The following is an 18,768-nucleotide window of genomic DNA, read 5'->3' as shown; positions in this document are numbered from 1 at the left end:
TAATTCCTTCTTCTTCGATCACTTTTGGAAGCTCTTCAAGCACATCGTCCGTTATTTCACTGATCATCAAATGGAACCCGTAATCGATCACCGCTTTCCCCGTCGCTTTGTTATGCCAAGTTTCAATCGCTTTTTTCAGGGGCTCACCTTTATTCGTTAAGCAAAAATCAATAATGGTCGTCGTCCCGCCAAATGCGGCGGCAATCGTCCCCGACTCAAAGTCGTCTTTTGTCACAGTGCCGCCAAACGGCATATCTAAATGGGTGTGCGGATCAATGCCTCCTGGAAACACATAACAACCTGTGGCATCAATCACTTCCGCTCCGCTCTCATCTAAATTTCTCCCGATTACTGCAATTTTCCCATCTTGAATGAGGAGATCGGCTTCATATATATCTGTAGCGGTGACAATTGTTCCATTTTTTATCAATTTTGTCATCATGATACCCTCCTTCATTTATAATGATTTGATATCCACACTGCAACCGCTTAGCCGGCCAAGGGCCGCTTGCCGTTCATTCCATGTCATCGGGGGATGTTCGCTTGGCACTTCGACCATCTCAATCGCCCCGTCAACCGGACAGACGATAGAACATAAATTGCATCCTACACAATCTTCTTCGCGCACTTTTAAATATTCTTTTCCGTTTTCGTCTACGAGACGCTCAATGCATTGATGGGAAGCATCTTCACAAGAAATGTAGCACTTATTGCACTGAATACAGCGCTCACGATGAATTCGCGCCACAACCTTATAATTGAGGTCCAAATCTCCCCAATCAGAATACTTTGACACTGATTTCCCTACAATATCCATTACGGAAGCAATTCCTTTTTCATCAAGATAGTGATTCAACCCTTCAATCATATCCTCGATGATCCGAAACCCATGGTGCATAACCGCCGTGCACACTTGAACTCCTGTCGCTCCCATTAACATGAACTCAACGGCATCTCTCCAATTGGAGATCCCGCCAATTCCCGAAATCGGAATGCGGATACGCGGGTGTCGCGCGCATTCGGCCACCATATTTAAAGCAATCGGTTTTACTGCTGGACCGCAGTATCCCCCGTGCGCCCCCTTTCCTGCTACATGTGGAATCGTATTCCACGTATCTAAGTCCACCCCCATGAGACTATTGATTGTGTTGATCAAACTGATGGCATCTGCCCCGCCTTGGGCAGCCGCTTCAGCGGTCGCCGTAATATCGGTAATATTAGGAGTTAATTTGACAATGACAGGGGTGCGTGCCACCTCTTTGACCCAATATGTTTGTCGTTCGACCAATTCTGGCACTTGACCTGATGCCGATCCCATCCCCCGTTCCGCCATTCCATGCGGACAGCCAAAATTGAGTTCCAACCCATCCACGCCCACATCTTCTACTCGCTTCACAATCTCATGCCATTTTTCGCGCTTGGGCTCGACCATCAAAGAAGCAACGACAGCCCGGTCAGGAAAACGTTTTTTCGTCTCATAAATTTCCTTTAAATTTTCCTCAAGAGGACGATCCGTGATTAATTCAATATTGTTAAAGCCCATGACTCGCTGTCCGTTAAAACTGATTGCCGCAAATCGGGACGATACATTCAAAATAGGTTCCCCTAATGTTTTCCATACCGCTCCTCCCCAACCCGCCTCAAATGCCCTTTGCACTTGATACCCCGAATTGGTGGGAGGGGCGGAAGCGAGCCAAAATGGATTGGGGGACTTGATTCCCGCTAAGTTAATGCTTAAATCAGCCATTGCCGTTCCCTCCTCTCATTTAGGCCGTTTCGCTTACTGCCTTTGTCAAATATCGATGAATCCCGTAAGCTGCTTCCTTCCCTTGCTGCGCTGCCACCACCACCATCGCTTCGCCTTTTCCTCTTTCAAAAATCACATCCCCACAAGCAAACACCTTCGGATTCGACGTTTGATAAGTTTCAGGATTCACCTTGACTACGCCATGATCATGCTCTAATCCAAAAGCTTCAATCAATTCGATATGGCGCTCTTGCCCAATGGCTTTAATGACAACATCAACCGGCATAATAAATTCCGATCCCTCAACCGGAAGAGGGCGGCGGCGGCCATCAGCGTCTGGTTCTCCCAATTCCATCCGAACGCATTCAACATGAGTAACCTTGCCCTTACTGTCGCCAATAATCCGTTTGGGGGCTGTTAGCCAGCGAAATTCGACACCATCCTGTTTGGCAAACTCATACTCAAATTCATAAGCTGTCATTTCTTCTTTGGTCCGGCGATATAAAATTTTTACATTTTCCGCTCCTAGACGCACTGAACAGGTAGCTGCATCAATCGCGGTATTTCCCGCACCTATCACAACTACCCTTTTCCCCACCAGCCGATCAGTCAATGGTTTTGTTTTCGTCTCTTTAATCAACTCAATGGCATCATATACTCCGTCCAAATCTTCTCCCGGGATTCCTAACTTTGGCACTTTCCCCATGCCAACAGCTAAAACAACAGCATCATAATTTTCTAGGAGCTCGTTTACTTCAATATCCTTACCAACCCTTGTATTCGTGCGGATTTGCACGCCTAAGCTTTTGATTTGATTGACTTCCCACAACGAGATATTTTGAGGGAGGCGGAAAGAAACAATGCCATACGTGTTTAGCCCGCCTGCTTGGTTCTCCGCTTCAAAAATGGTCACTTCATATCCAAGACGAGCTAGTTCTCTGGCCGATGATAATCCAGCAGGGCCGCCGCCGACAACCGCCACTGTTTTTCCATTTTTTCGTCCCGCTTGGAATAACACTTCTTTATTTCGGATCGCCCAATCGGTCGCATATCGCTGCAATTTTCCAATCATAATGGGTTTTGTAGAATGATTTAAAACACAAGCCCCTTCACATAATTCCTCTGTCGGACACACTCTTGCACAACTGGCGCCAACCGGGTTTGACAACATAATGGTTTTCGCTGACCCTTTTACATTCCCAGAAGCAATTTTTTTGATAAAAGCAGGGATATCAATCCCTGTCGGACAAGCTCGAATACAGGGAGCGTCATAACAGTACAAACATCGATTCGCTTCTTCCATTGCTTCTCGATCTGTCAAGCCAGGCTCTACTTCTTCAAAGTTCTTTTCCAAACGTGATTGCTCCATCTCCATCCCCCTCCACGCGTCATTTTTAAAGAAAGGGAATAGAGTCATTCCCTCCTCCCCTTTCTCATTGCTTTCTATGGAAGTAAAGCCGTCATTTCACTATAGGTTTCCGGACGACGATCACGGTAAAATTGCCAAGTATCGCGCACTTCCCGAATCATCTTCTTATTCATGACGCCAATCACCACTTCATCTTGATCACGGCTGCCCATGGCCACAAAGTTCCCTCTAGGATCAACCAAGTAAGACTGCCCGTAAAACTCTCCCATGTTCCACGGTGCTTCATATCCAACCCGATTGATGGCAGCCACGTAATAGCCATTGGCAACGGCATGAGCCGGTTGTTCCAGTTTCCATAAATATTCGGAGAGACCTGCTACCGTAGCGGATGGATTGAACACAATTTCAGCGCCTTTTAGTCCTAAAATTCGCGCTCCCTCTGGGAAATGACGGTCATAACAAATATAAACGCCGATCTTGGCAAATGCGGTATCAAATACCGGATAGCCTAAATTTCCAGGCTTAAAATAAAATTTTTCCCAAAATCCACAGCCCTCGTTTCCTACCCCGACATGCGGAATATGCTGTTTGCGATACTTTCCTAAGTAGGTTCCATCGGCATCAATGACAGCTGCCGTATTATAGTAAGTAGCAATTCCTTCCCTTTCATAAATCGGTAGAACGATCACTACCCCCAGCTGTTTTGCTATTTCCTGAAACATTTTGGTCGTCGGACCATTTGGAATTTCTTCCGCCGCCTCATACCATTTTGTATTTTGCTCGGCACAGAAATACGGGCCATAGAAAATCTCTTGCAAACAGATGATTTGTGCTCCCCGATCTTTTGCCTCCTTGACAAGCTTGACGTGCTTTTCAATCGCCTTTTCCTTATGAACCTCGACCGGCTCGTCCCCATGCACATTATGAGAAGCTTGGATCAAACCAATGGTCACTTGATCAGCCATGCTCCAATCACTCCTTCTTCATTTTATCTGGTTTCACAATTAGGCTGAACTTTAAGAATATTCTACATAGTAAATCACCAGCTTTTCATTATACACTTTGTTAAATAATAGAAAACATTGATTGTTCACTATGTAAATTTCAGCGAAATAAATATACAGCTAGACGAAGCTGCTCCCTAGGGTTGAAAACATCAAAATGTGAGGAATATTTACACATTTTACATAATGAATAGATTTCTCTTTTTCTTATTTGACAAATCGTATAATGAAAAATTTACATAGTATAGATAGAATTTTCTTAAATTTCGCTTTTATACACTGGATTTTTAAAAAAGGGGGATATGAATGAAAACACAAATTGAACACAATGGGATTGTGGTCTTGACGGAGGAAGCCGCACAAGAAGTCAGTGGAAGTCCTTTATGGAATGATGACTTGCGTCCGACAACAAGGCAAGAACATTCATGGAAAGGAATCAATTTTGCTACATTGTGGATTGGAATGTGTTTATGCATTCCTTCATACACCATGGCCAGCGGCATGATTGCTTTAGGAATGAACTGGTGGCAAGCTGTTGGTACCATTTTTCTGGGGAACGTGATCGTCCTTATTCCGATTTTATTAAACTCCCATGCAGGAACAAAATTCGGGATTCCTTATCCTGTGTTTGCCCGGCTTTGGTTTGGAGATAAAGGCGCCCATATTCCCACTTTAGCCCGGGCCCTTGTAGCAGCCGGATGGTTTGGAATCAATACGTGGATCGGAACAGAAGCCATCGACACATTACTCATGGCATCATTCTCTTCGTGGGGGAATTTACCGGGACATACAGCCATTGTATTTGTATTATTTTGGCTCTTAAATATCGGTATTGCTTATAGAGGCCCAGAAGGCATCAAAAAGCTAAGCGCAGTGGCTGCACCTGTTGTCGGGATTTCTTCCATCATTTTGCTCATTTGGGCATTTACGAACGCCGGAGGATGGGGACCGATTTTAGAGACTCCTTCTAAGTTCGAAACAACCGGTGAATTTTTGAAAGTCTTTTTCCCTTCTTTAACTGGCGTCATCGGCTTTTGGGCCACATTGGCATTAAACATCCCTGATTTTTGCCGATACGCACAGAGTCAGAAATCACAAATGGTCGCCCAAAGTTTATCCTTGCCTATTACAATGACTGTTTTTTCATTTATCGGAATTGCCGTAACCTCAGCAACTATTGTGATTTTTGGTCAAGCCATTTGGGATCCCGTGCAGCTGTTAGCTAAATTTCCCCCATTTGTCATTCTATTAGGAACTATTATTATTGTCATCTCTTCTGTAACTATTAATGTGGGTGCCAATGTGGTTGCCCCTGCCCGAGCGATCGAAAATTTATATCCGAAGCGAATTACATTTGGAATTGGCGCGATTATCACAGGACTATTCGCTATTTTATTGCAACCATGGTATATTATGTCCAACTTTGGAAATTATATATTCGGCTGGCTTGGCACATACGCCGCTTTGCTCGGACCCATTGACGGCATTGCTATTGCGGACTATTGGCTCGTTCGCCGAAGACAGTTGCACTTAAAAGAACTGTACAAACCGAATGGCCGTTACAATTATGCAAATGGGTTTAACAAAAACGGAGTGTACGCACTGATTGTGGGAGTCGTTATTCCTGTACTTGGTTTATTCATACCACCGCTTCGTTTTCTTTGGGACAACGCGTGGACATTTGGATTGTTCATTGCAATTGGTGTCTACACCTACTTAATGAAAAACGACCAAAGCGTATTAAAGGAAGGCGAGTATGAACAAATCACCCTTTTCGATTCAAAACATAACAGTCCGACAGAAATCGCAAAATAATGAATCATTTACACCTAAACAGCCTATCGATGACAAAAGGCAAGCAGTGTCACTGGTTAAACGTTGACATCGCCCTCCCACGAGGGCTCTTTCTTTTTGCAGGAAACTGCTATTTTCCCCTTATCAATCCTGCACCCAACCTTATCTACGCTTGGCATACAAACATGACAACTTTTCGAACTTTCCACGGCATCTATTATATCGACAGCGACTACGTTATATACTGACATTGAGAATGATTTCACAAGTTAGGAGGACTTAAATAATGATTGTCCACGAACTGACAGACATCGAACATCTATTCACTGAACAATTGCAGGAAGGCTACTACGTGATTCGTGAAACATACCAAAACGTACTCGTTGAGCCGGAAGACGGCGACACCGTCCGGCAAGTGGACGCCGGAACGGAAGAAGTCGTCACCATCGTATTTGATCCCGGCGACGAATACTCCCTCATTTGCCTTGACACCTACACTTTCGCCGACGGCATCCCGTCTTTAGCGGAGCTCAAAGAAACGATTGCCGCGGAGTACGACGTCTTTGTCGACCACCGCTGGGCCGCGCCGTCATTGTAAAAAACGCCCGAAACGATGGACATCGGAGACTCGGAAAACACGGGTATCACCTCAACCAAAGCGCCTTTCATCAACCTAGTCAAGGAACAGCCCGTTCGCCTAGCGAGCGGGCTGGTTGGTTCTCTCAATCCGAAACACTTTAAAGCCGATATCAAGCTCCGTCTTCCCCGTTTCATAAACGATTTTCTCCCCCGCGCGGCGGATGCGCTCGCGGCCAATGTCGCAAATCGTCCGAAACCCCACCCGATACGCCTCGGACGTTTCCGCAAGCCGTTCGGGAAGCTGCACCATCATAAACGACCGCCGGCCGCCGTCTTCTGCGTTTTGCTGCATGACGGCATGGGCCGTTGTCGCCGAGCCGGAAAAAAAGTCGAGGATGAGATCATCATCCCTCGTTGTCAACGCCACCATGCGCTGAATGAGCTTCACCGGCTTCGGGTAATCCATCACCGCGAGCCCATCGAACAGCTCCTTCAGCTCCTTTTTCGCCTCCTGCGAATGGGACACCTCGTCATGCGTCCAAATCGTAAGCGGCGTCACCGTCGGCTTCACTTCGCTTAAAAACCGCTTCAGGCGCGGCACCCCGCTTCCGTCTTTGCCAAACCAAATGCGGTTATCCGCCGCCAGCTCGGCGAAGCGCTCCTTCGTCACCCGCCAGCAATACCCGTTCGGCGGAGAAACGACCCGACCGCTTGGCGTCACAATCTCATAAATCTTTTCCGAAATCGGCGGACCCACCGACAAATCGCCTGACGTCCATGGACCGCGCGGGTCATTGTCTGGGTTGGCATACCGCCCATCCGCTTCCGGATGGCGCGGCAAGCCGTACCAAGCCAGGCGATCGATGTTTTTCGCATAACATAAAATGAAATCATGGTTGCGCGAGGCGAACTTGTTCATATTCACGGGCGAAAACGCCCGCTGCCAAATGAACGTGGCGACAAAATTCCGCTCGCCAAAAATTTCATCGCACATTTTTCTCAAATTCGCCTGCTCCGTATCATCAATGGAGATAAAGATGGCCCCCGTCTCGGCCAACAGCTCCCTCGCCACCCAAAGGCGCGGGTACATCATGTTGAGCCAGCCGGCATGGGCACGCGCTTCTTCCTGGATTCCGCTAGGAACAACGGCTTTCCCCTTGCGCCAATTGTCTTTGTACGTGAGCACTTTTCCTGTATTGTACGGCGGATCGATGTAAATCATTTGAATGGTTCCCGCATGCGACGTTCGCAGCAGCTTTAACGCCTCTAAATTGTCTCCTTCAATATACCAATTGTTCGTTGTCTCCCACTGTTTGCTCGCTGCCCGGTCCGGCCGCAATACTCCGGACGCAGGCAGCTCAGCGAGCCGCCTCGCCTCCGCCTTCCCCGGCCACGTGAACTCATATGCTTCTTGCCGTTCGTGACCGCCAAACACTCTCTTCAGCAACTCCCAATCGATGCCCCCATCCACAACCGCTTCCGGAAAGAGCTTTTTGATCGCCTCAAGCCTTGCATCCGCTGCCGGTTTCCTTCTCCCGCCGACGTTTGCCATGGCACGCCCCCTCTCCTCTTGCACCGCTCTGTGCGCGGCGCTTCTTGTCCGCGAAAAAGAAACCGTATTTCCATTATTTCGCCATGGCTCGGCGGTTTCCTGCCAAAAAACCCGCCTCCTACGAAAGGAAGCGGGGACGAAAGACGCTAAGCGGGTTCTTCTTTCAAGCGTTAAAGCAACGCGCCGATTCACTTTTCACACTACCCGTCGTAAGAAGCCGCTCCGTCGGGCGTACGGCAGCCGACCCGGTACATGTACAGTTTGACGCCGTCGATCATGAATGCCCGGGCTTCCCCATGCCGTGAAGCGTAGTGCTCGAGCCCGAGCATAAAGTTCACTCCTTCACGGTATTCCTCGTTGCCGATTACGTGAAGCGACGGCGACATGAGTTGGCGCGAGAGGAAGAGGATCGCCTTTTTCCGCGCCCGTGTGAGCGAAACGTTGAGGCGGTTCAAACTGTAGATAAACTCCCCTTCCATCATGGCCAGTTCAGGGTCGGCGACGCCGTAGCTAATGATCGCCGCATCCGCCTCTTGCCCTTGCATTTTATCAACCGTATCGACGAAAAACGGCGGGCGCAATTCTTGGCGTTCAAGCTCACGGCGAATGGCGCGGATTTGCGCCCGATGCGGCGAGATGATAAACAGCCCGTGGCGCCAAAACGCTTGATCGCCATCCGGCGTGTCATCATACCGTTTTCCATCACCATCGAGGAGCCGTTCCCGAAGCACCCTCGTTATGTTGGCCACCCAGCGCGCTTCGGCCTCATTTTCTTGCGTGCCGTGCGCACCATCATAAACGCAAACAACAAGCGGATAATCGGGATCGATGGCCGCTTCCACCCATTCATCGGCAGGCGGCGCGGCGGCGAGCGCCAATGTTTGCTCGGCAATTTGGCGGGTGAACGCCGTATAGCCGGGTCCGTAAATCCGCTCGGCCGGGTAGCGGCAAAGCGCCTCATTCATACGGAAATTGTCCGTCAATTGGCGGGTATACCGCTTCTCGGCATCGGCGTCAAACAAGAGGCGGAAAATCGAGTCGAACAAGTGCGGCTCCTCTTCGCCGGCCGCATACGTCCCTTGAATGATCGGCGGCAGCTGGAAATGGTCGCCGACAATGAGCAGCCTACCTGCTTTTTTGACATGGCGTAACGCCAACAGTGAATCGGCCACGCGGATTTGCGACGCCTCATCAAGGACGACAACGTCAAACTCTTCTATATAGCCCTTTTCGTATGCCCTTTGAATGCCGTACAGCGTGGCGCCAAGCACCCGATGGCCGCCGCTGCCAAGCCATCCGAGAAGGTCACGGTCCGCCACCTCGGCGATTCCTTTGGCGTTTTCCGTCTGAATCTCGCCGAGCTTGGCAATGTGGACACGACGCCGCGGCACAAGCTCCTGAATTTTACGCAGGCAGTTTTCGATCGCCGCGTGAGTGAAGCCGGAGATGAGAATGGCAAGCCTCCGCCCCTGCTTTTCGTAAATCGCCATAAGCAACTGAAGAGCGGCGGCGATAAAGTGCGTTTTTCCGGTGCCAGGCGGCCCCCAGACGAGTGTCAACGTATGACGAAGAAACTGAAGAAACGCCTGGCGCTGGCTTTTCGTCAGCCCGCTTTGGCGGAGGAGCGCCTTCACCTCCTCTACATCCCAGTTGGGACGAAACGTTTTCCGATACCGGATCGGATCGCGAATCAAGTCCAAGATGCGATGATTTTCCTGATCCAACTGTTGCAACGCCTGCAAGACGCGCCGGGTGGTAAAATCGGCATGCCGGATCGACAGCCAATACTCCTCTCCTTCCACAAGCGGGAATCGGTCGAGCCATTTGGGCAACTCGAGCTCGAGTTCAGCTGTCTTGCCATCATCTTCGATGGCGCGAATGCGGACAAAATAGACATTGGCCCATTGGGGTGACTTCCATTCACTGGCGTACTTGTGATCAGGAAACGTCTGTTGCGCCTTTTCCCCTTCCTCATTGCACTCGGTGAGCAGCCAGCTCGCCTTTTGGTCGATCGCTTCAAGCGCCTGACGGTTGTTCAGCCGGAACCGCCCGTCGCCAAGGTACGTTATATGAAGCGTCACCCCTGTTTCGAGCCGTTCCGAAAGCGGGAGCAGGCGGCTTTGGCGAATATCCAAGTAGTTTAATAGCGCCTCGTAGCGCGCCATAAACGCCAGCTTGGACACAAGCGGATCACGGTAATCAGCCGGATCAGGAAAAGCAAATTTTTCCGGCCAGACAATAAGCGGCGAAGGATGGACGCTCTCAGCCCAGGCGCGGATGCCTTGGATAATGCTGCTTGCGGCCCAAAGCCGACGGCTCAGCTCCACCTCAACCGCTTTCCTCTTTTCTTCATCCCCCTTTTGCCATGCGTCGTGCAACACATCCATTTTCATGACGTTCGTCAAGCGGAACGAAAAGCGCTCGCTCGCCCGATACGTAAACGGCGAATCACCGTAAGCGGCGATATACCCGGATAAGTCCTCGAGCCGGTAAGCGACGTGCACCGGCAAGGCAAACAGCTGGCTCGCTACCGTTGTCAGGACAACGACAGGAAGCGGAACCATTTCGCATGGGTGATCGCTGGCGCTTGATAACACGCTGCTATGAAAATAAGACAGCAATCGAACCGCTTTTTCGTTATATTTCGGATCCAACAAAAGCTCATGAAGCAACTGTTGCACATTTTCCCATTCATAGTTGTCGACGACATACGCCTGCACTGACTTTTGCGCCCGCCACTCTCGTTCTCGGTTGTAATCGTGCACCGTCTGAAGCAGGCGGTCAAGCGCATCGGCCAACTTTCGGCCGACCTCGTCACATTCCTCAAACGAACCGGCGATAAAATGATGCATTTCCGATCCCGTTCCAAACACGTCTGTTCCACCAACACGGTACAACGATGCCGCCGCAACCTTTCCCGTCAACTGATCGCGTTGAGCGGTGAGAATAAGGCGGATGTCTTCCCATATGGGCATATGTGTCACCGCCCGATCATACGGAACGACTTTTTCTTGCGCGATGGCCTCAAGCTGCGCTTCAAGCCGCCGAAGTTGGCGCGCCAGCCCGGCGTTTTGTTTCAGCACATGCCTGTTTTCTTGACGTTCAAGAAATTGGCGAAACTCATCGATCGTCTCAGGCAGCTGCCGCTCACGGATGAAGCGGGACGCGTAGTTCGATAAGTACGGAACGAGGGAAATGTGCTTCTGTTGCCGCGCTTTGTCGAAACAATAGTCATAAAACGGACACCATTCACACCGGTAATCTAAGTGCCAAAACAGCTCATCGGGTTGCTTCTCGGCCAGCGCCGTCAGTTCGCCAGCCAAAAACTGTTCGAGATACGGGAGCAACTGGCTGATATCGGCTGCTTGCGGCTGCTCGGTTTTGTACGTCCATACCCCCGCTTCGCGCCAATCCACATTGCCCCTAATGCCGTGCTCCTCTAAAACGGAAGACAAAATCAAGGCGTACAACGCCGTTTGCACGCGGTGGGAAAGCTTCAACACGTCTGATGATTTGATGTCGATGATGCGAAACACAATGCCGTTTTGTCCCGGTATGCACTCAATCAAATCCGGACGGCACGCCGCAAAACGGATCACATCTGAGTCCAGCCCGTACCGTTCGTAAAAACGCGGTGGCACAATCAAGGTCGGCTGATACAAATACCGCTTGCTCGGCTGTTTCAGCTCGCCAATCGTCTCTTCGCCATCCAAATAGCAGTGGGAAAGAGGCATGCCATGCAACCGCCCTCCCATCTTCACTTGGCCGGCTAAATATGTCGAGATCACTTCTTCTTCCCACTCAACGCCACGGCGCAGCACGCTCTCATGAATCGCAGGCCGCTCAAACAACTCTTCAGGCACATCGAGCTCCTCGCGCCGTTCTTTCGCCAACGACTGAAAGTAAAAATTCCGCTCGCATTCATGGTAAAAATAGCTCGCGATTTTCGCCGGGGAAACGTAAAGCATACATCGATTCCTTTCCTTATCTAAAAAGTATTGGCCGACGCCTGTGCTGGAATTTGTCATTTTGTTCATTCATTGTATCATATGTTTGTACGCTTTCCTATATACACCATACACCATTCCTGCTTGTTCAACAAGAACATATGTGCTATAATAAAGGAAATTAGGATAAAAGAGGTGCCAAAATGAGCGAAGAGATCCTCTTGCAATTGTTCAACCGGCTCGGTCATATCGAAGCTACGCTGCATCTCCTCGTTGAAAGCCATAAACGATTGGAAGCGGAACAACAGGAGATGAGGAAAGAACAGCAGGAAATGCGAAGGGAACAGCAGGAAATCAGGAAAGAACAACAGGAAATCCGAAAGGAACAGCAGGAAATCCGAAAGGAGCAGCAGGAAATCAGGAAAGAGCAACAGGAAATCCGAAGGGAACAACGAGAAATGCAAAAAGAACAGGAAGAATTCCGTCGGATTCAGCACGCTCTCCTTCAAGGTCAAAAGCGGCTAGAAGAAGAACAGGCGCATATCAAAGCCGGCCAAAAAGAGCTGTATGATCTCATATCCGCCTTGCTTCACCGCCAGGACGAAACCGATGCCGCACTGGAAGCCCTCGCGATGGACGTGCATAAACTTCACGGTGAAGTCTCTTCCATCCACCAAAGACTGGACTCCTTAGAGAAAAAGGTTGATGCCCATGCCCAATCATTCACCGAGCAGCTGAACAACGTAAAGCTTGATATCACCTTTCTTTCCAACAAAGCCATCGAACACGAACGGGAAATCTACAAAATTAAGAATGTCATTTTATGAACAGACAATGAAGCAGGCGGGCCGCCTAAGCCCGCCTGTCCGTTATCTAAGCTCTTGTTCAACTTATTTAACCATTTCCCCCGTCCGCCAGTTCAAACAGTCCGATTTTTCCTCCTTTTTTCGCATGTGTAAACGATCCCTCCACATAGCCGAACAATTCGCTTTCCAGCAAAGCGTCAGGAATGGCCGCACAGTTTACAAGAACGAATGGGCGGTCAGCCCGCGGGCTTTCCTGATGAATCGCTTGGGCGAACAGCTCCTTGCCGGTTCCGCTTTCCCCCATAATTAACACTGGCAAGTCCGACTCCGCTGTCCGTTTCGCGATACGGATCATTTCTTTGAGTCGGCCGTTATGCTTGTTGTTATTTTGTATGTGCCTGTGCCGCTCTTTACGACGACAAAAACGCAAAAATCTCCTTCACGGAAAAACGCACCTCGGGAAACGCGGTCGATGCAGCTGCCCCGTTGGCTGCATCGTACACGTCTTCTAGCTGAAACGTCCCCGATTGCCAAACGTATTTTTCCATCGCCTGGTGCTGGTAATCGACAAGCCAGTACTCACGGACTCCCGCTTTCTCATAATAATGACGCTTAAGCAGCCGGTCGTTGCGGGCCGTGCTTGGCGACAACACTTCCACCACCAGGTCGGGAGCGCCGTAACACCGCCCTTGACGCAGTTTCGTTCGGTCGCAAATAATGGATAGATCCGGCAACACGGTCACGTTTCGCTTTCCTTTTTGTTCGTCTTCAAACAAAAAGACGACTTGGAGGTTGCTGCCGAACACAAGGCAAGGAGTTCCTTTTAACGCCATGCGAAACTCGGCAATTAAATTGGCGACCACACCTTCATGCTCATAAGGAGCTGGGGACATCAACACAATCGTTCCTTCGTACAGCTCCATCCGCTCGTCTCCAGCTAAAGAAAAAAACTCGCCCAGCGTATACCGGCGTTGCTCATCCGGTTGGCTCATGCCGCTCCCCTCCTCGCACATGCTCTTTCTTCGTAATGGCAACCACAAATCATCTCCGAAAAAATGGAGGACTTTTACACCACCTAAAAAAGTGGAATCTCATCACTTTACTATCATACTACTATAGTTGAAATGTTTGGTAAATCCCGTTCCACTTAAATTTAAGGAAAGAGACAAAGTCATTGCACTGTAGCGACAAAAAAACGGCCTCCCCTCAATATGGAGAGACCGATCTGGTTAGTTTCACATCACCTTAATCATGGAAATTCGTCCCATCCGTCACTTCTTTGACGATGCCGGCGCGGATGACGAAGTCGCCGAAGTGTTCACCGTCAAGCCGCTCTTTTGCATAGCGGGATAGGAGCATGCGCAGTTCGCGCAAAATTTCCTCCTCGCCGATGTTTTCGCGGTACAGTTTGCCTAAGCGCGTGCCGTTGAACGCGGCGCCAAGGTACATGTTGTATTTGCCGACCGCTTTGCCGACGAAGGCGATTTCCGCGAGCACGTGGCGGGCGCAGCCGTTCGGACAGCCCGTCATGCGGATCGTGATTTCTTCGTCGCGCAAACCGTTTTCATCGATAATTTCCTCGATTTTATCGAGCAGTTTCGGCAAGTACCGCTCCGCTTCCGCCATCGCCAAGCCGCACGTCGGCAAGGCGACACAGGCGAGCGCGTTGCGGCGCAAGGCGGTGTACCGGCGGCCGTCGGTCAAGCCGTATTCGGCGATGAGCGCCTCGATTTCCGGCTTTTTCTCGCTCGTGACGTTGGCGATGATCAAGTTTTGGTTTGGCGTCAACCGGAAATCGCCGGTATGGACTTTGGCGATTTCACGCAAGCCGGTCATCAGCTTGTAATCGTCGTAGTCTTTGACGCGGCCGCCTTCGACAAAGAGCGTGAAATGCCACGTCCCATTGACGCCTTCGACCCAGCCGTAGCGGTCGCCGCTATGCTCGAAATGATACGGGCGCGCTTCGCCGAGCTTCCAGCCGAGGCGGCGCTCAATTTCTTCTTTCACCGCTTCCAGCCCAAGCCTATCGATGGTGTATTTGAAGCGGGCATGTTTGCGCGACGAGCGGTTGCCGTAGTCGCGCTGGATTGTCATGATTTTTTCCGCCACTTCAACGACTTGATCCGGCTTACAGAAGCCGATCACTTTCGCCAGCTGCGGATACGTCGTTTTGTCCCCATGGGTCATCCCCATGCCGCCGCCGATGGCGACATTAAACCCGGCGAGCTTGCCGTCCTCGACAATGGCGATGAACCCGATATCTTGCGAGAACACATCGACATCGTTCGACGGCGGAACGGCGATGCCGATTTTAAACTTCCGCGGCAAATACGTCGGACCGTAAATCGGTTCTTCTTCACCATCGACCGGCGGCGTGCCGGCGACTTTTTCATCATCAAGCCAAATTTCGTAATACGCCCGCGTCCGCGGCAGCAAATGATCGCTGATCAGCTTCGCCCATTCGTACACTTCCGCATGCACTTCCGACTGGTACGGGTTCGGGTTGCACATGACGTTTCGGTTGACGTCGCCGCAGGCGGCGAGTGTGGTCATCAAGGCGCCGTTGATGGCTTGCATCGTTTTTTTCACGTTCCATTTCAAGACGCCGTGCAATTGGAACGCTTGGCGCGTCGTCAGTTTCAACGTGCCGTTGGCGTATTTGCAGGCGAGTTCATCCATGACAAGCCACTGCTCCGGCGTCGCCACCCCGCCCGGCGTGCGCACGCGGATCATAAATTGATAGGCCGGTTCGAGTTTTTGTTTTTGCCGCTCGGTGCGCACGTCGCGGTCATCTTGCAAGTAGCTGCCGTGGAACTTCATCAGCCGGTTGTCATCATCTGGGATGCCCGCGCTGAGCGGATCTTCCATCGTTTCGGCGAGCGTGCCGCGCAAGTAACGGCTTTCCTGCTTGATGCGCTCGACATCGCTCGGCGGTCCGTCCGGCGCTTTTAACTCGACTTTCGCCATTTCCGATCCCACTCCTTTTGATGATTAATAGACGTCGCGTTGATACCGTTTTTGCTTTTGCATCTCGGTGACATACGCTTCCGCCTGTTCGCGGCTCATGCCGCCCTCTTTTTCGATAATCTCGATCAACGTCTGATGAACGTCGCGCGCCATGTGTTGCTTGTCGCCGCAAACGTAGACGACAGCGCCTTCCTCAAGCCAGCCGAACAGCTCTTTGCTTCGTTCAAGCATCCGGTGCTGCACATACACTTTCTTCTCCGTATCGCGAGAGAAGGCGACATCCATTTTGGTCAGCACGCCGCTTTTCAACCATGCGAGCCATTCGGTTTGATACAGGAAGTCGGTCATAAAATGTTGGTCGCCGAAAAAGAGCCACGATTTTCCTTTCGCCCCGATGGCCTCGCGCTCTTGCATAAAGGCGCGGAACGGCGCCACCCCAGTGCCTGGACCGATCATAATGATCGGCGTGTCCGGATCCTTCGGCAGCTTAAAGTTCGGGTTCGGCTGCACAAAGACCGGCAGGGTATCGCCGATTTGGACGCGTTCGGCACAGAACGTCGAGCACACCCCTTTGCGCAGGCGGCCGTGCGACTCATAACGGACCGCGCCGATCGTCAAGTGCACTTCATCTGGATAGGCCGCTAAGCTGCTCGCGATCGAATACAGGCGCGGTGGCATTTTTCGCAAGATGGAGATGATTTGCTGCGGCGCGGCGTCCCATGGGCCGAAATCGCGCAGCGCATCCAACAAATCGCGGCCTTTGGCGTATTCTTTCAATTTGGCTTCATTACCAGGCGCCACAAGCGCTTGGAGCTCGATGTTTTTTGACAGCGTCGCCAGCTTTTGCAACAGCGCTTTCGTCAGCACCGTAATTTCAAAATGCGAGGTGAGCGCTTCTTTTAACGACCGCACTTCCCCATCTTTGTCGATCGTCACGGTTTCTTCCGGATTCCATTTCATTTCTTGAATGATCAGCTCAACCAGCTCGGGATCATTTTTCGGGAAAATGCCAAGCGCATCGCCCGGCTCATACTTCAACCCCGATCCCTCGAGCGACAATTCCAAATGGCGCGTTTCCTTGTTCGACCCGCGGCCGTTTAAGTTGACGTTTTCAAGCACCTCGGCCGGGAACGGGTTTTTCCGCGAATAGACGACAGCGGGTTCAATTTTTGGCGCCACGGCCGCAACGGACAAAAGCGGCGTGGCCTCAACATGGGCATTCGCTTCTTTGCTTAACTCGCCAAGCACGCCATCAAGCCATTTCGCCGCCGCTTCTTCATAGTCGACATCGCAATCGACACGCGGATAAAACCGCGTTCCGCCCAGCTCCTCAAGACGTTTGTCGAAATCTTTCCCCGTCTGGCAAAACTGCTCGTACGATGTATCGCCAAGCGCCAAGACGGAAAAGCGCAGATGATTCAGCTTTGGCGCCCGCTTGCTGTGGAGAAATTCGTAAAACGATACCGCATTGTCCGGCGGATCGCCTTCTCCGTGCGTGCTCACAACAATGAGCAGCGTCTCCACTTTCTTTAATTCGTTTGGCTTAAAATCAAGCATGGACAACACTTTCGCTTCGAAACCGCGCTCCTTGAGCGCTTTGCCGGCTTTCTCAGCCAGCTTTTGCGCATTGCCGGTTTGCGAGCCGTACAATACCGTCACTTCTTTCGAAACCGGTTTGCTGCTTCCAGCAAACAGCACCGGCGCTTCGGCATCCAAAACGGTGACCGCCGCCTCGGCAGCAGCCAAATACCCGCTCAGCCAAAGCTTTTGCGACGGCGTCAACGTCGGCAACAAACGATTCAAGAGCTCAATCTGCTCCTGGGTAAACGGACTGTTGGTTACTTGAAGCTGCAACGATGCCCACCCCTCGACTATAAAATGAAATGGAACGGTGGCGCGACCTTTGCCCATTAGGCGCTGCCGCCCAATATCCACTTATTCCTATAAAACAAGTATACTTTAAATGCGATATTATATTTACACTTTACCGCAAAACAAAACATTAGTAAAATAAATATAAATTATTGAAACTATTAATATTTATAATAGATACTCTCTGCAACAACTATCGAGCGATGGGCAGGAGGAATGAAGATGTACTATGACGAACTAAAAACATTTATTACGTTGGCGGAAGTGAAAAATTTCACAAAAACAGCGGAAATTCTCCATTTGTCCCAGCCAAGCGTCAGCTTGCACATTAAAAATTTAGAAAAAGAGTTTCAAACGAAACTGTTCATCCGCTCCCCGAAGCGGCTGCGCATGACGCCGACCGGCGAGCTCTTATACGACCGCGCCAAACAAATGATGGCACTTTATGAGCAAACGAAACAAGACATCTTGGAGCACCATCACGCGATCAAAGGGGAGCTGAAAATCGGCGCCAGCTTCACGATCGGGGAATATATTTTGCCGCCGTTTTTGCTCGACTTCCAAGAGCACTATCCCGAACTGGAGCTTGAGGTAATGATCGGCAACACGAAAGAAATCGTCGAGCTCGTCAAGTCGTACCAAGTCGACATCGGCTTGATCGAAGGGCAAACGAACGAAAAGGAACTGTCCGTTCATCCGTTCATGCAAGACGAGCTCGTCATCGTTGCCTCCAACCGCCACGAACTGGCGCAAAAAGGCGAAGTCACGATCGCCGAGCTGCAAAACGAAGCATGGGTGGCGCGCGAAGTCGGCTCCGGCACGCGTGAATATTTCAACCACTTCATCCGCTCAAACGGACTGAAGGTGAAATCGCTCATGATCATTAGCAGCAACCAAGGCATTAAAGAAACGTTAATTAGTGGCAACGCCCTGTCCTTGTTGTCGCGCAGCGTCGTCGCCCGCGACATCGAGCACGGCCATCTGTCCATCGTTCGCCTGAAGCACTCTCCTTTTTATCGGATGCTTTCCTATGTCTATATGCCGATTATGGAAACTAAGCAAAATATGCATATTTTCATTCAAGCGCTCAAAAAGAAGTGGGCGTGCACTGAAAAATAAGGGGCTGACCCC

General features: G+C 50.5%; 13 protein-coding genes and 1 pseudogene. 4 read left to right on the top strand and 10 right to left on the bottom strand.

The genetic code is table 11. From position 1 onward, the window contains the following. From BRO54_RS16365 to BRO54_RS16350, 4 genes are all read right to left on the bottom strand, one after another. Positions 1 to 439: amidohydrolase family protein (locus BRO54_RS16365; protein ID WP_139268083.1), on the bottom strand; the 439-nt coding region annotated here is incomplete at its 3' end. A gap of 18 nt (positions 440 to 457) precedes the next feature. Continuing rightward, entirely contained in the window at positions 458 to 1,747 is a 1,290-nt protein-coding gene (preA, locus tag BRO54_RS16360; protein WP_013523521.1) for an NAD-dependent dihydropyrimidine dehydrogenase subunit PreA, read from the bottom strand. A 19-nt stretch (positions 1,748 to 1,766) separates the two neighbouring features. Continuing rightward, the gene (locus tag BRO54_RS16355; RefSeq protein WP_011230917.1) at positions 1,767 to 3,116 is read right to left on the bottom strand and encodes an NAD(P)-dependent oxidoreductase; all 1,350 of its coding nucleotides are present in this window, start codon (positions 3,114 to 3,116) and stop codon (positions 1,767 to 1,769) included. 74 nt (positions 3,117 to 3,190) lie between these two features. Then, positions 3,191 to 4,081, bottom strand: coding sequence for a nitrilase-related carbon-nitrogen hydrolase (locus BRO54_RS16350; RefSeq protein WP_014195599.1), 891 nt, complete (start codon positions 4,079 to 4,081; stop codon positions 3,191 to 3,193). 345 nt (positions 4,082 to 4,426) lie between these two features. On the opposite strand from BRO54_RS16350, the gene BRO54_RS16345 reads away from it, so the two are divergent. Continuing rightward, positions 4,427 to 5,935, top strand: a complete 1,509-nt coding sequence (locus BRO54_RS16345; protein WP_020278740.1) for an NCS1 family nucleobase:cation symporter-1 — start codon at positions 4,427 to 4,429, stop codon at positions 5,933 to 5,935. A gap of 265 nt (positions 5,936 to 6,200) precedes the next feature. After that, entirely contained in the window at positions 6,201 to 6,512 is a 312-nt protein-coding gene (locus BRO54_RS16340; RefSeq protein WP_074044626.1) for a hypothetical protein, read from the top strand. A gap of 99 nt (positions 6,513 to 6,611) precedes the next feature. Here the strand turns inward: BRO54_RS16340 and BRO54_RS16335 are convergent, their stop codons facing one another. Together BRO54_RS16335 and BRO54_RS16330 are read right to left on the bottom strand one after the other, a co-directional pair. Next, positions 6,612 to 8,045 carry a site-specific DNA-methyltransferase gene (locus BRO54_RS16335; protein WP_074044625.1) on the bottom strand — a complete coding sequence of 478 codons (1,434 nt, stop codon included), beginning with the start codon at positions 8,043 to 8,045 and terminating at the stop codon, positions 6,612 to 6,614. A gap of 200 nt (positions 8,046 to 8,245) precedes the next feature. Beyond that, positions 8,246 to 12,013, bottom strand: coding sequence for a bifunctional RecB family nuclease/DEAD/DEAH box helicase (locus tag BRO54_RS16330; protein WP_074044624.1), 3,768 nt, complete (start codon positions 12,011 to 12,013; stop codon positions 8,246 to 8,248). Between the two features lie 182 nt (positions 12,014 to 12,195). Between BRO54_RS16330 and BRO54_RS16325 the strand changes: the two genes are divergently transcribed. Then, positions 12,196 to 12,819 (top strand): hypothetical protein, encoded by a 624-nt coding sequence (locus tag BRO54_RS16325; RefSeq protein WP_074044623.1) that lies wholly within the window; start codon positions 12,196 to 12,198, stop codon positions 12,817 to 12,819. A 76-nt stretch (positions 12,820 to 12,895) separates the two neighbouring features. Here the strand turns inward: BRO54_RS16325 and BRO54_RS16320 are convergent. The 4 genes and pseudogenes from BRO54_RS16320 to BRO54_RS16305 all read right to left on the bottom strand — a co-directional run. After that, positions 12,896 to 13,174, bottom strand: a pseudogene (locus BRO54_RS16320) (sigma 54-interacting transcriptional regulator); the annotation flags it as partial. A 34-nt stretch (positions 13,175 to 13,208) separates the two neighbouring features. Next, entirely contained in the window at positions 13,209 to 13,790 is a 582-nt protein-coding gene (locus BRO54_RS16315) for a Uma2 family endonuclease (RefSeq protein ID WP_074044622.1), read from the bottom strand. A gap of 253 nt (positions 13,791 to 14,043) precedes the next feature. Beyond that, positions 14,044 to 15,765, bottom strand: a complete 1,722-nt coding sequence (gene cysI / locus BRO54_RS16310) for an assimilatory sulfite reductase (NADPH) hemoprotein subunit (RefSeq protein WP_074044621.1) — start codon at positions 15,763 to 15,765, stop codon at positions 14,044 to 14,046. Between the two features lie 24 nt (positions 15,766 to 15,789). After that, the gene (locus tag BRO54_RS16305; RefSeq protein WP_074044620.1) at positions 15,790 to 17,619 is read right to left on the bottom strand and encodes an assimilatory sulfite reductase (NADPH) flavoprotein subunit; all 1,830 of its coding nucleotides are present in this window, start codon (positions 17,617 to 17,619) and stop codon (positions 15,790 to 15,792) included. Positions 17,620 to 17,859: 240 nt separating this feature from the next. Between BRO54_RS16305 and BRO54_RS16300 the strand changes: the two genes are divergently transcribed. Then, the gene (locus BRO54_RS16300) at positions 17,860 to 18,756 is read left to right on the top strand and encodes a LysR family transcriptional regulator (protein ID WP_074044619.1); all 897 of its coding nucleotides are present in this window, start codon (positions 17,860 to 17,862) and stop codon (positions 18,754 to 18,756) included. Positions 18,757 to 18,768 lie beyond the last annotated feature (12 nt).

The sequence above is a fragment of the Geobacillus proteiniphilus genome, assembly GCF_001908025.1.
Taxonomy (GTDB): Bacteria; Bacillota; Bacilli; order Bacillales; family Anoxybacillaceae; genus Geobacillus; species Geobacillus proteiniphilus.
This window is presented reverse-complemented; position numbering and strand designations above follow the sequence as displayed.